This is a genomic window from Shewanella sp. FDAARGOS_354 (assembly GCF_002209245.2).
Classification (GTDB): Bacteria; Pseudomonadota; Gammaproteobacteria; order Enterobacterales; family Shewanellaceae; genus Shewanella; species Shewanella xiamenensis.
Map to the genome: position 1 here is coordinate 2117857 of NZ_CP022089.2, position 14762 is coordinate 2132618.

Sequence of the window (14762 nt, forward strand, 5' to 3'; positions counted from 1 at the left end):
TCTCGCTGCGAGGTAATGCCTTACCTCGTATAAAAAATTCAAATAAATTAAATACCTAATTTGTCTCTTAGACTGTAATACCATGCCCCCAACGCACTAAAAGGCACACGTAAGGCGTGTCCGCCGGGGAAGGGATAATGGGGCAGCGCCGCAAAAGCATCGAAACGCTTGGCTTGACCATTGAGCATTTCGGCAATTAACTTGCCTGCCAAGTGGGTATAAGTAACGCCATGGCCGCTACAACCCTGTGAGTAATAGATATTTTTACCAATACGACCGACCTGTGGTAGACGCGATAAGGTCAATAAAAAGTTACCCGTCCAAGCATAATCAACCTTAACTCCTTTTAACTGTGGGAAGGTTTTGAGCATATTCGGGATAATCAGGGATTCAATATCCGCAGGATCGCGGGCACCATACACTACACCACCACCGTAGATCAGGCGCTTGTCGCCAGACAGCCTAAAATAATCAAGCAGATAGTTACAATCTTCGACGCAGTAGTCTTGGGGCAACAGACTTGCAGCCAGCTCTTCATCCAAGGGCTCTGTGGTGATCACTTGTGTACCGCAAGGCATAGACTTGGCTTGTAATTCTGGCATAAGTTTACCGAGGTAAGCGTTACCTGCCACCACCACAAACTTGGCTTTTACACTGCCCTTAGCGGTGTGTACGACAGGACTATCGCCTTCATCGACCCGCAGCACCGCTGAGTCTTCAAAAATCTTGCCGCCGAGGGATTCTACTGCACGGGCTTCACCCAAGGCTAAATTCAGCGGGTGAATATGGCCGCCGCTCTTGTCCAACATACCGCCGACATAGCGCTCAGTATTTACCACAGTTCGAATGCCGTTTGCATCGAGCATCTCAAGCTTGCCAACATGACCATGGCTTTCCCATAACTGCTTTTGATGGCGTAAATGTCCCATCTGCTTTTCGTTCATCGCCGCAAATACGCCGCCATCTTTGAGATCGCAGTCAATGTTGTACTTAGCGATACGTTCACGGATGATGCGTCCGCCCTCGAAGGCCATTTGACCAAAGAGCTTGGCTTGTTCTTTGCCAACGGTTTTTTCAATGGTATCAATGTCACGGCTATAGCTGTTGACGATTTGTCCGCCATTACGCCCCGAGGCTCCCCAACCAATTCGCGCCGCTTCGAGCACCACCACACTAAAACCCGATTCGAGTAAATGCAGTGCGGCAGACAGGCCTGTATACCCCGCACCAATCACACAAACATCGGCTTCAATCGATTCCTGTAAACGCGCGCGCTCAACCTTATCGTTGGCCGATGCCGCATAATATGATCCAGTGTGAGGTATGGCTGACATGATGTTCCCTTGATTTTTATGTTCATTATTTTAAACAACTATCACATCCTACACCTTCAAATCGGGAAACACTAGCCATAAAAGCACAATAATTTACACAATGTTTGATATTTCAAACAAGGTGTCCTTTATGTCTTAAACAGATTTGAAAATTGAGTGTAGAGGTACAGATAAGAAGACTTGGCGGGAAGAGAGAAGGATGGCCTTTGGTATTAAGGCCATCCTTTTTCACTCGAGATTTCGACTCAGTGCTTGCTCACTCTCTCTTGAATCTCAGCACTGGAATCCTCATTTGTGCATGTTAGTACACGTTAGTTAAGCGGCATCCGTTCACGTTTTTCGGCGCGTCTTGCCATATACCACGACAGGAAGGCAATTAACGACACACATAGAATGATAAGTGTTGCCAATGCGTTGATCTTAGGCGATACGCCCAAACGCACCGAGGAGAACACCACCATAGGTAAGGTCGTCGCACCGGGGCCTGAGGCAAAGCTTGCAATCACTAAGTCATCGAGTGACAGACTAAAGGATAACAACCACCCCGCCACTAATGCCGGCGAAATCATAGGCACAGTAATCAGGAAGAAGGTCTTAAGCGGTGTTGCACCAAGATCCATTGCCGCCTCTTCGATTGACATATCTAACTCACGCAATCTTGAAGACACCACCACAGCCACATAGGCCGCACAGAAGGTCGAATGGGCAATCCATACTGTCACCATGCCGCGCTCTTTCGGCCAACCTAAAAGATCTGCCAAATGCACAAATAGCAGCAGTAATGACAAACCCGTGATGACCTCGGGCATAACCAAGGGCGCTGTGATCATATTTGACAAGGTGAGCTTGGCCCATGAACGCTTAAACCGCGTCATCACAAAGGCAGCCATAGTGCCGATAATCACCGCCATAGTGGAGCTGTAAAACGCAATTCTTAGGCTGGTCCATACGGCATCGAGGATCTGCTGATCGGCAAATAGCTCGCCGTACCACTTAGGTGAAAAACCGCCCCACACTGTCACAAGCTTGGATTCGTTAAAAGAATAGATCACTAGAATCAGCATAGGCGCGTATAAAAAGAACAACCCAAACCACAGCATTACAGAAGAAAAACTCAGCTTTTTCATAGGTCTTTCTCCAAACTACGTGCTTGATAGCGATGGAATAAGGTAATAGGAATAATCAGTAGTGCCAGCATCACAATCGCCAGTGATGAGGCCATAGGCCAATCACGGTTATTGAAGAATTCCTGCCACAACACTTTACCTATCATTAACGAATCTGGACCGCCGAGCAGTTCAGGGATCACAAACTCGCCGACTGCCGGAATAAATACCAACATCGATCCAGCAATCACCCCACTTTTGGATAAAGGAAAAGTGATTTTCCAGAAAGTGTTAATCCGACTTGATCCTAAATCCGAAGCTGCCTCAATCAAGCTCATATCTAACTTCACTAAGGTCGCATACAGCGGCAAGATCATAAAGGGCAAATAGGCATAGATAATCCCGATATAGACGGCGATATTGGTGTTCAAGATTTGCAATGGCTCAGAAATGACTCCTAACCACATCAATGTGTTATTGATAATCCCCGTGTTACTTAAGATCCCCATCCAGGCATAAACGCGGATTAAGAACGAGGTCCAAGAAGGTAGCATCACCAATAACAACAGCACAGTTTGCAACCTTGCTGGCGCACGGGCAATGGCATAGGCCATAGGATAACCAATGATCAAACAACCAATGGTTGAAATGAGCGCCATTTTTAATGAGCTGAGATACGCGGTGTAATACAGCGAATCATCTAGCAACATCAAATAGTTACCCAAATGCAGGAAGATATTTAGTACATCATCTGCATATTGAAAAGTCGCCTCATAGGGCGGAATTGAAATCGCCGCCGTAGAGAAACTAATTTTAAGGACAATGGCAAAGGGCAAGGCGAAGAACAGCAATAGCCAAGTATAAGGTAGACTTATCGTCCAGAAGCGTCCTTTAAGCCATTTAAGTTTGGACTTTATCTTCATGATCTTAACACCACGCCACTGGTGTCCTCCCAACTGATAAACACTTCATCATCCCAGGTTGCATGGTCGGCGCGACGTTCACGGTTTGTCATACTGCATTGCACAATCTGACCATTTTCAAGGCGAATGTAGTACACCGAGATCCCACCTAAATAGGCAATATCATGCACTATGCCCTTAGCCCAGTTGTATTCACCTTCAGGTTGTTCACGGCTGATAATGGTTTTCTCAGGGCGCACAGCGAGCCATACGTGTTTTTCTTCAACACTGGTGGTTACCCCGTAACCCACATAGAAAGGCTGTACTAAATCATTGGGTTTAATGATGAGGTGGTCGACTTCATCCACTTCAATCTCACCGCCAAAGAGGTTCACTGAACCGATAAATTCGGCAATCATGCGACTATTTGGACTCTCGTAGATATCCATAGGAGAGCCAGTTTGAGCTATCCAACCATCACTCATAATCGAGATCCGGCCCGCCATGGTCATGGCCTCTTCCTGATCATGGGTCACCATCACACAGGTCACACCAACACGTTCGAGGATTTCAACCACTTCTAACTGCATCTGAGTACGCAGTTTCTTATCTAGTGCACCCATGGGCTCGTCAAGCAATAATAATTTCGGACGTTTTGCCAAAGATCGAGCAAGGGCGACCCGTTGGCGCTGACCACCAGAAAGCTGATGCGGTTTACGTTTCCCGTATTGCTCCATATGTACCAACTTGAGCATTTCCTGTACGCGTTGCTCAATTTCAGCTTTCGGTAACTTGTCTTGCTTCAAACCAAAGGCGATATTTTGTGCCACAGTCATATGGGGAAATAGCGCATAGGATTGAAACATCATATTGATCGGACGTTCATAAGGCGGTAGATCGGTAATATCTTCACCATCGAGAAAAATCCGCCCAGAAGTCGGTCTTTCGAACCCCGCGAGCATACGCAACAAGGTAGACTTACCCGAGCCTGAGCCTCCAAGTAAGGCAAAAATTTCGCCTTTATTGATCGTCAATGATACGTCGTCAACTGCACGCACATCATCAAACAGCTTACTGACCCGCTCAATCTTAAGCAGGACTTTTTCTTGCGTCTTTGTAGTGGGTTTATTGGTGACGCCCGAGGTGCTTGCCATAGTACTTCTCCACCCGAGTATTGATGTGATAACACATTCAACACTTGAGATTTACACAATGAATTAATGAATAGAGATTTAATCTTGCAGACTTAATGTCCAAAGGAGCTGCCATTGTCTTGTTTATCAAAAGGGGCAAGCTGTGCTTGCCCCATGTCGATTATTGGCCAGATTTCACTTTGGTCCAGACGCGAGTTAATACACGTTGGATTTTCAATGGACGAATTTCGCCAATATACAATTTATCCAACACTTCTTTTGGTGGATAAATCGCTGGGTCATTGCGAATCGCTTCATCGACTAAGGGCTGCGCAGGATCGTTAGGATTTGCGTAAGCCACATAGTTAGAGATAGGTGCAATCACCTCAGGGCGAAGTAAGTAGTTGATAAGCTTGTGAGCATTTTCCACGTTAGTGGCGTCTGCTGGGATGGCTAACATATCAAACCACAGGTTGGCGCCTTCTTTAGGAATAGAGTAACCAATCTTATTGCCATTACCCGCTTCATCGGCGCGGGCAGCAGCTTGGAACACATCACCAGAGAAACCATAAGCCACGCAAATATCACCATTGGCGAGATCAGAGATATAACGTGATGAATGGAAATACGTCACATAGGGACGAATCTTTTCGAGTAACTCACCGGCTTTTTCGTAATCTTCGGCCTTAGTACTGTTAGGATCGAGCCCAAGATAAATCATCGCCTGTGGCACCATATCATCGGCCGAATCTAACATGGCAAAGCCACATTTAGAGATTTTTTCAGCATATTTTGGGTTAAAGATCAGCTCCATAGAATTTAATGGTGCATCTTCACCCACAGCCGCTTTCACTTTATTGATGTTGTAACCAATACCATTCGTTCCCCACAGATAAGGGACTGCATATTGATTACCTGGATCGGCCTTCTCTAACAGCTTCATCAGGTCAGCATTGAGGTTTTTAAAATTGGTGAGTTTAGAGCGGTCTAGTGGCTTGAATGCACCGGCCTTAATCTGTTTAGCGAGGAAATGGTTGGATGGGACAACGATGTCATAGCCGCTGCGACCAGATAATAACTTAGCTTCGACAACTTCGTTGCTATCAAACACATCGTAAATCACCCGAATCCCAGTTTCCTTTTTGAAGTTTTCTAAGGTGTCTTCTGCAATATAATCAGACCAATTATATACACGCACAACTTCTTCAGCTTGAGCAGCTACGCTGGCAAGTGATCCTGCGGTTACTAGCGCCAAAGTCGTCATCTTATTAAATAGCTTCATGCTTTCTCCTTTCTCGGGTAGCAGAATTGCCTTTAACAATTCTGAAATTGTGTCACCGACCATCTGCTCGGTTATTGTTGTTATTCTCGACCAATGCTACACCTTAAAAACCGCATCGGCAGTCTCTACAGCACCATAATGCCTTCATCTCTAGGTCGCTGCAATGAATGGGATTATCAGATTTCATGCCAAATTTATCTATATCTATATTTGCATTAACAAGCATAAAAATAGACTAGTTATCGTAACACCATACATCTTGCAATATTAAGGCAAATGCCTCAAGCCCCTAGGGAAACCGCTGCAACCATCTTACAAAGTTATTAACTAACAGCCAGTTAAAACCAAACTTACAGGTTCAACTTTATGTATTTACTCTTAGGACCCAAGCACCGCACACAGAGACACTAAATGAATGAGCACTCAAAAGAGTAGATAAATCTTCCCTTTATCCAAAGTAAGCACTTAAGGTTAAAAGCACTCTGCACCAAAGTTAAGCAAGCAACCCAAAATGGTGCAGAGAATTTTTAATCACTGTTTGAATGTTCTCATTGTCAGGCGTTAGAATCCGTTAACAACATGACAATATTGAACAAAAACAGTGCAACCTATGTAAAACATTTTATACACTGAGTAATAAAAATTCTCGCTCCCACGAACTCACCACTCTGCGGAAATTTTCAAGCTCGGCCTGTTTGACGGCCACAAAGCCCGTGGTAAAGGACTCACCTAAATATTCCTTACAGGCATCACTTTCTTCCATCGCGGCTAACGCCTCTTCCAAGGTTAATGGTAAGCAGTGTGGGTTATTGCTCCGGCTTTCATTGGATTTACCTTGAACGGGTGTGGAGGGTTTGAGTCCCTCGACCATACCGATATAACCACAGAGTAAACTCGCTGCAATGGCTAAGTAGCAGTTAGCATCCGCACCAGGTATACGGTTTTCAATACGACGATTTTGAGGTGAAGATTCCGGAATACGTAAACCACAGGTCCTATTTTCAACACCCCATTCCAAGTTAACGGGCGCAGAGGTTCCCGGTAAGAATCGACGGAACGAGTTAGCATTTGGGGCCATCAAAGGTAGGAGTTCAGGGATAAATTTCTGTAGCCCTGCGATATAACTCAAAAACAACGCACTTTGCGTACCATCTTCGTTGGTAAATATATTTTTACCGGTTTCTTTGTTAATCACACTTTGATGAATATGCATAGCACTACCCGGCTCATCGGTTACGGGTTTTGCCATAAAGGTAGCGCAAACATTATGCTTTAATGCCGCTTCACGTAGAGTGCGCTTAAACACAAACACCTGATCCGCTAGTGATAACGGGTTGCCGTGACTGAAGTTAATCTCCATCTGTGCTGGGCCATCTTCATGGATAAGCGTATCAATATCTAAACCCTGAATTTCGCACCAGTCATACATATCTTCAAACAGAGGATCGTATTCGTTGGCGGCATCAATTGAAAAAGACTGACGCCCCGCTTCCGGTCTGCCTGAGCGGCCAATAGGCGGCTTGAGGGGTAAATCGTGATCATCGCTGCGGCTGGTCAGGTAAAACTCCATCTCAGGTGCAATAACAGGCTCCCAGCCTTTTTCATCATAAAGAGACAACACTTTTTTCAAGACGTTACGAGGTGATAATTCGATAGGATTGCCCATTCTGTCGTAGCAATCGTGGATCACCTGCGCCGTAGCTTCAATCGTCCAAGGCAGCATAAATACTGCATTTTCATCGGGAACGCAGACAAAATCGATATCGGCATCATCGAGCAAACTGTAATAGATATCATCGTCGACAAAGTCACCGGTGACGGTTTGCAGCAACACGCTTTCGGGTAAGCGCATACCTTTTTCATCGAGAAATTTATCTACTGGGGCAATTTTGCCACGGGCGATACCAGTCATATCGCTGATAACACATTCGACTTCTGTGATTTTTCGTTCTTTTAAAAAAGCGATTAGCTTATTCATTTTATTTCACTCGAGTTGTAGCCCTACGACGACACGCATCGCCAAAGGCATTGAATATTGAGAGGTAAAATGGGTTTTCACTTACTTTCCATTCAGGATGCCATTGCACACCGAGGGCAAATTCAGTGGCATCTATCACGGAGAAAGCCTCCACAAGACCATCAGGAGCACAAGCTTCTGGCCGCAACCCCATCCCAAGGCGCTCCACGCCTTGAGTATGCACAGAGTTAACCTCTGCAGAGTTACGGCCCCAAGCCTCGTAAATGACCCCCCCAGGCTCCACAGTAATACTGTGGGATGGCCCATATTGCACCTCTAACGAGGCCTCTTTATCTTCTCTATGTTCAATAAAACCGCCCACTTCGTGTAACTTCTGGTGCAGACTGCCACCAAAAGCCACGTTCATTTCCTGAAAACCGCGACAGATCCCAAGCACGGGGACTCCCGCAGCAATGGCAGCTCGAATAAGTGGTAGTGTCGTAGCGTCACGCTTAGGATCGTGGTGAGTACCCGCTTCACTCGGTACCCCCGCATAAAGGTGTGGCTCAACGTTAGAGGGCGACCCCGTAAACAGAATACCGTCAAGTCTTGCCAGAATGGCTTCGATAGGTTGGTCCGCGCCTAAGGATGGGATCACAAGTGGCCACCCCTTAGCACCATTTACCACACCTAATAGGTATTTTTCGCCAACAATATTAAAAGGGTGTGAACCCAATCGTTGGTTACACGCAATAACACCAATAAGGGGTAACAGGGTAGACATAACTCACCTTCCAAGCATTTATTCACGAGTACAATGAACAAGTTAATTTTTAATGTTCATTTTTTCACACAGTACACCGAAATTTAACCTCAGGCAAGAGGTTAAACACTTGTTAATGACAGTTTGATTTTAATGCGTAATTTTTAGTTTTAATACAGAAACTTAAACTAACAATCTTTGTTCTTTGATGATAAAACAACCACCAGCAGTATTGTCAGGATGAAAATTAGCCAAAGATAAAGACTGAAAACCTAAGTTCATTTGAAAAATATTATTTACACTTTGAATGATATATTACAATCCAAAGCCGGACTAACATGGTGAGTAACTGGTGGGTTCTCAAAGAGAACGCTACCCTAGGCAATCTAGGACAGCGTTACGCAATTAGAAATTAGCAGGGGTTGTAGCACTGATCAGCCGACAAGGCTCATCGAAGGGATTGCGAAATCGATGGGGTAGCTCACTATTAAAGTAATAGCTATCACCCGCTTCTAAGATATATACCTCGTCGCCAACGGTAAGCTCGAACTTACCTTCAATCACCATGGCAGCTTCTTCACCTTCGTGTTTCAGCATTTCCTCGCCCGTATCCGAACCCGGTGGATAGGTTTCACTCATCACCGACATGGCACGATTGGGAAAATCACGACCAATCAATTTGAATTCTAATGGCCCTGTACCTATGTTGAGGAGTTCATCGGAGCGATATACCACTTTTTGCTCACACTCAATTGAAGCTTCAATTGAGAAAAAATCGACTAAAGACATAGGGATACCCGACAATACTTTTTTCAAAGAACTGACGGATGGGCTAACACTGTTTTTTTCGATCATTGAAATCGTACTGTTAGTCACACCAGCACGCTTAGCCAACTCGCGTTGGGATAAGCCTTTCATTTTTCGAACAGTTCTGAGACTGGCTCCAATATCCAAATTTCACATCTCCCCAAAGGATCGGTCGCCCCGATAGATGAAGAACGGTTGTTCAGGATAAACACCATCCCAAACACATTTTAGCCCTAAAAGCGTGAGTTTAATCGCTTCCGTTGTATTCTAGCTAAAAAGTGTGTTAAATAAAACGAACACTTTAAAGCAGTATCACAAAAGTGTGATGAGTATACTGAGACAAGCCCAATTTACAATAAAAACAATTTTTTGGAGCCCTAATGGCCACTAAACCTCCAGTGCATAGTGAACAATACCCTCACTCTTATTATCTTGATACTGCTAAAGAAATTTGCGCTCACCCTCAACTTGATGGCAGCATAACGGCAGATGTTTGTATTGTGGGTGGCGGCTTTAGCGGCATTAACACAGCGATTGAGCTAAGACAGCGAGGCTTAAGTGTGGTGTTGCTTGAGGCCAAACGAATTGGCTGGGGCGCTTCAGGACGCAATGGTGGTGAGCTGATCCGCGGTATTGGCCATGACCCAGCGCAATTTATAAACGAAATTGGACAAGAAGGTGTCAGTGCGATCCAGCAAATGGGCTTTGAAGCCGTGGAGATCGTTAGCAATCGGATACAGACCCATGATATCGATTGTGACTTACAAATGGGCTATTGCGATCTTGCGGTGAAGCCTCGACATATGATTGAGCTTCAAGACGAATTCGACAGTCTTAAAAGCCTAGGATATCAGCATGAAATAAAGCTGCTGACCCAATCCCAACTCAGTGAAGTTATCGGCTCAGAATTTTACCAAGGTGCCCTAGTGGATATGGGAAGTGGCCATTTACATCCACTTAACTTGGCCTTGGGCGAGGCTCGTGTTGCCCGTGAATTAGGTGCGCAATTATTTGAATACAGCGCCGCAGAAAAGATTATTTCAGGCAATAAACCGCGAGTATTAACGGCAAAAGGCGAAGTGACTTGCCAATATCTCGTACTCGCAGGCAACGCCTATATTGGCCATAAATTGAATAGCTACATCGGCGGTAAGGTGCTTCCTGCGGGGAGTTATCTACTAGCAACCGAACCACTCACAGAAGCGCAATGCCAAAGCATTATCCCGCAAAACATGGCATTTGCAGATATGCGAATTGCACTAGATTACTTCCACTTATCAGCGGATAGACGCTTACTCTTTGGTGGACTTTGTACTTATTCAGGCAAAGACCCAAAGGATATAGAGGCAGCGCTTAGGCCCAATCTTGAAAAGGTATTCCCACAATTAAAAGGCATCCGCATCGATTACGAATGGGGCGGCATGATAGGCATTGGCGCCAACCGTATGCCGCAAATTGGTCGCCTACCCGATGCGAGTAATATTTTTTACGCCCAAGCCTATGCAGGTCATGGCGTAAATGCCACCCACATGGCAGCAAAACTCCTAGCCGAAGCCATTTGTCAGCAAGCAGGATATTTTGATGTATTCGCCAAGATTAAGCATATGACCTTCCCTGGCGGCCCCACATTCCGCTCGCCTATGCTGGCTGCGGGTATGCTGTACCACAGGTTTAAGGACTTATTCTAAGGTTTGCCCTGTCGTTGGATAAACGCGCAAGTATCCAACGACCTATAGGGCGCGGGTTAACTTAATCCGCCTACGCCGCCTTGCCCACAGAATAAAAGGCAGTGAACCAAGATAATGCACGATTAACGCCACCAACACGCCAAAACCGATACCACTGGCGGTTAACGGGATGCCAGGCTTAAAGTTAACAATAGTCTGCTCTAAATATTCAAAACGAGCGGGATTGAACATATAGGCGGTTTTCTCGAAGAGATTGCCCTGCTCAAAAGTCAGCATTCCCTGTTGAAGTGTTTGCAGCAGAGCCAACGTCTGGCGCTTTTGCTCGGCATCCGCCCTAACGCTAGGCTCTTCATTTTGCAAATGGCGGGCGATCATGGTTTCAACATCGCTGAAGTGATACGCCTTAGCCGTTGCCTTATAGCCCTCAACTTGCCATTGGGTCGAAGTATAGAGCCCAGCCAAAAACTGCTGATAATGATCGGCTAATTGGGGGAGTTGCAGCGCCATCACTAAGATAAAGCCGAAGATCAATTTATCGAACAATCTGGTTATCATGACAAACTCCTTGATAAGTCAAAGGACATATCACCGTCAATTGATTGCGGCAAGGTTAGCATTCCGAAGGACAGCACTCCACCTAATATCGTTTAACGCTCGATGGGTAAATCGTTGCGACTGCCCCAGTCAGCCCAAGAACCATCGTAAAGTACAGCATCAGTATGCCCCGAAGCGACCGAGGCTAAGATTAAAATACAGGCGGTAATACCCGAGCCACAGCTAAAAATCCTTAACGGTTTATCGCTAACAAGCCCTTGAAACAGCTTAACCAATTCGGCCACATCTTTGATTTTGAAACCATTGAGCACGTCACCAAAGGGGAGATTGACCGAATGGGGAATATGCCCGCTGCGGACTCCAGATCGCGGCTCACTCACTTGGCCTAAAAAACGCGCCGATCCCCGTGCATCAATAATCGCACTATCGCTATCATCAAGCTTGGCTAACACAGCCTCAGCATCCATCACCTTCGCAGGCTGATATTCCAGTACAGCAGTCAGTTCCTCACTATCGCTTGCGCCATAATCCATCCCTTCTTCCTGGTAGCGAGATGAGGTGACTCTGTCTTCAGCCATCCATTGAGGTAAGCCACCATCGAGCACATACACACGGTGAAATCCCATTACTTTGAAAATCCACCAAGCGCGCGGAGATGAATAAATACCTTGATTATCATAGATAACAACCACGCTGTTCCGGCTAATACCAAGCTTGGCAATTCCTTCTACAAACTGTTCAAATTTTGGTAAGGCATGGGTTTGAGAAGACGTTTTATCGCAAAAATCCTCTTCCACATCAAAGCGCCTCGAGCGAGGAATACATACAGGCTCTGAATAGACAATCGGCTCTTTGCCCAAAACCACGGCCATACTGGCGTCGAGTAACACTAAATCAGGCGAGGTAAGATGCGCTTCGAGCCATTGAGTACTGACGAGAGGATATTCCATTGGTTGTCCTTATTGTTGTTTTATTGATTCAAATTCAACACCCCATTGCTATTATCTTGCATTAATGGCGTATTGAAGTTTCGGGGTATTTTGACAGCAATTTAACCTGAAAACGCCCCCTAAATACTTTCAAAATGATTTAGGCTTTGTGGTGATTCACCTCCACTAAACCAGCTATTTTCTACAGGTGCAACAAGCATTTTTCGATAACCTTGATACTTAACGGCCTATAATCGCTGAATCAAAACTAAGCCAATACATTGAATAACAATATAAAAAAACACGCTCAACTTGAGGTTTTGAAAGGCTAAACCGAGATAGCGTCAGATAAACCATCATATCTTTAACCCTAGCACACCAGCTAGCCATCTTCGCCTTCACGACTTCTAGTCTAATAGGTACCATTTACTCGTTATCAGTAGGTAAAGTGAGGCTCACAATTCTCCATGCACAGCTCAAAATAATTGGCCTCATAATAAAGACTTATGCTATAAGTTACCCCATTAGGAATAGGCTAATATGGACATAAAATGCGTGTTTGCGGTGAGACTAAGGCTAAAATTGAGCAGCAACGTTTTTCGACACTGTTTTTTTTACTGAGTACCTCACTATTATTGTTATTCTTAGTCAGCCATCAAGCTAAAGCTCAAGAAAGTCAAAATGTTATACAAAACTCCTCATCTCAGACTGTTACCTTAGCAGCCGAAGACAGTTGGCCCCCATTTGCAAACCAGTTTGGCCAAGGCATTTCTCATCGACTGATCGAAGCCGCATTTAAACAAGCTCACATTGAGGTCAATAGTCTTGTTGTGCCCTACAGCCGAGCCTTGATGATGGCCGAAAAAGGGGCTGTCGATGGAGTATTTAATGTCACCAGAGAAGCCAGCACAGAGCAACGTTTCGTCTTTGGGGAGATGCCATTATTTGTCGCAAAAGCCTCATTTTATCAACGAAAGCAACGTTCTTTACTTGCTGAAAACAAATGGCAAATACCAAAAGGCAGCAATGTTGGAGTAATAAAAAGCTATGAATATGGGGACGAATTTCCTGAATTAGTCAAACAACGTCAATTGAACATCGTCACGGTCGCCACCCAACAGCAACTTATCAATTTGCTGCTGATTGGCCGAATCGATGCGGCTGTTATGTTTGATCTTGTTGCACAAGAAAACCTGCAAAAAATGGGTGTAAGCGATGAAGTCATCGCCGCCTTTGACAACCACAGCAGTCAGATTTATTTAGCGTTCTCGAAGGAAAACCCTAAAGCTGCGTTATTGGCTAAAGCCCTCGATCAAGGCTTATCCATGCTGAAAGAAAATGGCCAATATCTGCAATTGTTGAGTGCTAACTAATCATCTAAGTTAGCTCCCCACGCTCTGTCCTTGAATGCGGATAATCTCTTGATTGACCCACTGCAATAACTGTTTAATAGCTTTAGATAAAATCTGATTTTGGCGCACAATATAGCCTAGGCTTGTACTTGGAAAATCCGGCAGTGGTGTCACCTTACTCTTTAAGTTTGTCTTAGTGTAAATGGCAAACTCAGGCACAATAGCCACCCCAAAACCAGCCTCCGCCCAATCGATTTGTGCATCAACACTGCCGACTTCCATAATCCGATAGCGAGGCAAATTTAAGCTAGGTAAGGCGGGATCAAGCAGCTCGCGGGTACGGGTATCGTGCCCAAGTAAAATCAAGGTAGGTTGCTCCGCTAATGGCATATCATCACGCCCTTGACTCTGCTGCCATAGCGCTAAATTATTCCCAAGTGCGCACCATTTGATTTGCTGCAACTCAGTAAAATGTAGCGGCTGACTTTCCTTTTGAGCGATAACAAAACCTAAATCCGCCTCGGCATTGGTGACCAGTTCCGAGGCTTGAAACGAAGTCGTATTAAGCAGGGAAAAATCAATCCCGGGGAATTCCGCTTTAAACAATTGAAAAGGCTGAATTAACAACAAGCGAGAAATGATGTCGCTAGCCGCTATGGTTAAGGTACCTTGGCTAAGATCGTTGATGGCATTGAGATCCGCCTGACACACTTGCAACTCCATCAAGGTCTTCTGACTGCTCTCGAGCAAACGGAACCCCGCCTGAGTTAACCTAAACGGATTGCGTTCAATCAACTTCACCCGCGTGTTCTGCTCAAGTTGTTTGATATGTAGGCTGACATTGGGCTGTGTCATATGCAGCGCCGCAGCTGCTTTACCAAAGTGTTTACACTCAGCCAATGTCACAAAGGTTTTTAGCCAATGAAGTTCGAGCATTGCTTTTATCTCCATCCA

At 45.2% G+C, this 14762-nt stretch carries 14 protein-coding genes; 3 read left to right on the forward strand and 11 right to left on the reverse strand.

The window, feature by feature from the left end; translation table 11 throughout:
* Positions 1 to 47: 47 nt before the first annotated feature.
* From CEQ32_RS09575 to CEQ32_RS09595, 5 genes are all read right to left on the reverse strand, one after another.
* A complete protein-coding gene (locus tag CEQ32_RS09575) occupies positions 48 to 1334 on the reverse strand; it encodes an NAD(P)/FAD-dependent oxidoreductase (RefSeq protein ID WP_055648534.1) in 1287 nt (428 codons plus the stop codon).
* Between the two features lie 311 nt (positions 1335 to 1645).
* A complete protein-coding gene (locus CEQ32_RS09580; protein WP_037415420.1) occupies positions 1646 to 2461 on the reverse strand; it encodes an ABC transporter permease subunit in 816 nt (271 codons plus the stop codon).
* Positions 2458 to 3363 carry an ABC transporter permease subunit gene (locus CEQ32_RS09585; protein ID WP_037415417.1) on the reverse strand — a complete coding sequence of 302 codons (906 nt, stop codon included), beginning with the start codon at positions 3361 to 3363 and terminating at the stop codon, positions 2458 to 2460. Before CEQ32_RS09585 ends, CEQ32_RS09580 begins: the two co-directional genes overlap by 4 nt.
* Positions 3360 to 4496 carry a polyamine ABC transporter ATP-binding protein gene (gene potA / locus CEQ32_RS09590; protein ID WP_037428537.1) on the reverse strand — a complete coding sequence of 379 codons (1137 nt, stop codon included), beginning with the start codon at positions 4494 to 4496 and terminating at the stop codon, positions 3360 to 3362. The genes CEQ32_RS09585 and potA overlap by 4 nt, the downstream gene beginning before the upstream one ends.
* 160 nt (positions 4497 to 4656) lie before the next feature.
* On the reverse strand, positions 4657 to 5757 hold the full coding sequence (locus CEQ32_RS09595; RefSeq protein ID WP_037415411.1) for a polyamine ABC transporter substrate-binding protein: 1101 nt from the start codon (positions 5755 to 5757) through the stop codon (positions 4657 to 4659).
* Here CEQ32_RS09595 and CEQ32_RS22955 point away from each other — a divergent pair.
* The gene (locus tag CEQ32_RS22955; protein WP_192959157.1) at positions 5756 to 5896 is read left to right on the forward strand and encodes a hypothetical protein; all 141 of its coding nucleotides are present in this window, start codon (positions 5756 to 5758) and stop codon (positions 5894 to 5896) included. The genes CEQ32_RS09595 and CEQ32_RS22955 overlap by 2 nt on opposite strands.
* 483 nt (positions 5897 to 6379) lie before the next feature.
* Here the strand turns inward: CEQ32_RS22955 and CEQ32_RS09600 are convergent, their stop codons facing one another.
* From CEQ32_RS09600 to CEQ32_RS09610, 3 genes are all read right to left on the reverse strand, one after another.
* Entirely contained in the window at positions 6380 to 7735 is a 1356-nt protein-coding gene (locus CEQ32_RS09600) for a glutamine synthetase family protein (protein ID WP_037415407.1), read from the reverse strand.
* A 1-nt stretch (position 7736) separates the two neighbouring features.
* Positions 7737 to 8498, reverse strand: a complete 762-nt coding sequence (locus CEQ32_RS09605) for a gamma-glutamyl-gamma-aminobutyrate hydrolase family protein (RefSeq protein WP_037415404.1) — start codon at positions 8496 to 8498, stop codon at positions 7737 to 7739.
* A 384-nt stretch (positions 8499 to 8882) separates the two neighbouring features.
* Positions 8883 to 9431, reverse strand: coding sequence for a cupin domain-containing protein (locus CEQ32_RS09610; RefSeq protein ID WP_037415400.1), 549 nt, complete (start codon positions 9429 to 9431; stop codon positions 8883 to 8885).
* 233 nt (positions 9432 to 9664) lie between these two features.
* Here CEQ32_RS09610 and CEQ32_RS09615 point away from each other — a divergent pair, with 233 nt between their 5' ends.
* Entirely contained in the window at positions 9665 to 10972 is a 1308-nt protein-coding gene (locus tag CEQ32_RS09615) for an NAD(P)/FAD-dependent oxidoreductase (protein ID WP_088585923.1), read from the forward strand.
* Between the two features lie 42 nt (positions 10973 to 11014).
* Here CEQ32_RS09615 and CEQ32_RS09620 read toward each other — a convergent pair whose 3' ends face one another.
* Positions 11015 to 11527, reverse strand: coding sequence for a DUF2937 family protein (locus CEQ32_RS09620; RefSeq protein ID WP_047534608.1), 513 nt, complete (start codon positions 11525 to 11527; stop codon positions 11015 to 11017).
* Positions 11528 to 11619: 92 nt separating this feature from the next.
* Entirely contained in the window at positions 11620 to 12477 is an 858-nt protein-coding gene (locus CEQ32_RS09625; protein WP_088585924.1) for a sulfurtransferase, read from the reverse strand.
* A gap of 530 nt (positions 12478 to 13007) precedes the next feature.
* On the opposite strand from CEQ32_RS09625, the gene CEQ32_RS09630 reads away from it, so the two are divergent.
* Positions 13008 to 13829, forward strand: a complete 822-nt coding sequence (locus CEQ32_RS09630; protein WP_088585925.1) for a substrate-binding periplasmic protein — start codon at positions 13008 to 13010, stop codon at positions 13827 to 13829.
* 9 nt (positions 13830 to 13838) lie between these two features.
* On the opposite strand, the gene CEQ32_RS09635 is transcribed toward CEQ32_RS09630, so the two are convergent.
* Positions 13839 to 14744: a LysR family transcriptional regulator gene (locus tag CEQ32_RS09635; protein ID WP_088585926.1), complete on the reverse strand. Its 906-nt coding sequence runs from the start codon at positions 14742 to 14744 to the stop codon at positions 13839 to 13841.
* Positions 14745 to 14762 lie beyond the last annotated feature (18 nt).

Bases quoted from the DNA above. Each gene is read 5' to 3' on its own strand.
- CEQ32_RS09625 (WP_088585924.1), bottom strand. From the start codon at position 12,477: ATGGAATATCCTCTCGTCAGTACTCAATGGCTCGAAGCGCATCTTACC.
- CEQ32_RS09600 (WP_037415407.1), bottom strand. From the start codon at position 7,735: ATGAATAAGCTAATCGCTTTTTTAAAAGAACGAAAAATCACAGAAGTC.
- CEQ32_RS09580 (WP_037415420.1), bottom strand. From the start codon at position 2,461: ATGAAAAAGCTGAGTTTTTCTTCTGTAATGCTGTGGTTTGGGTTGTTC.
- potA (WP_037428537.1), bottom strand. From the start codon at position 4,496: ATGGCAAGCACCTCGGGCGTCACCAATAAACCCACTACAAAGACGCAA.
- CEQ32_RS09620 (WP_047534608.1), bottom strand. From the start codon at position 11,527: ATGATAACCAGATTGTTCGATAAATTGATCTTCGGCTTTATCTTAGTG.
- CEQ32_RS22955 (WP_192959157.1), top strand. From the start codon at position 5,756: ATGCTTTCTCCTTTCTCGGGTAGCAGAATTGCCTTTAACAATTCTGAA.
- CEQ32_RS09635 (WP_088585926.1), bottom strand. From the start codon at position 14,744: ATGCTCGAACTTCATTGGCTAAAAACCTTTGTGACATTGGCTGAGTGT.
- CEQ32_RS09605 (WP_037415404.1), bottom strand. From the start codon at position 8,498: ATGTCTACCCTGTTACCCCTTATTGGTGTTATTGCGTGTAACCAACGA.
- CEQ32_RS09595 (WP_037415411.1), bottom strand. From the start codon at position 5,757: ATGAAGCTATTTAATAAGATGACGACTTTGGCGCTAGTAACCGCAGGA.
- CEQ32_RS09585 (WP_037415417.1), bottom strand. From the start codon at position 3,363: ATGAAGATAAAGTCCAAACTTAAATGGCTTAAAGGACGCTTCTGGACG.
- CEQ32_RS09615 (WP_088585923.1), top strand. From the start codon at position 9,665: ATGGCCACTAAACCTCCAGTGCATAGTGAACAATACCCTCACTCTTAT.
- CEQ32_RS09630 (WP_088585925.1), top strand. From the start codon at position 13,008: ATGCGTGTTTGCGGTGAGACTAAGGCTAAAATTGAGCAGCAACGTTTT.
- CEQ32_RS09575 (WP_055648534.1), bottom strand. From the start codon at position 1,334: ATGTCAGCCATACCTCACACTGGATCATATTATGCGGCATCGGCCAAC.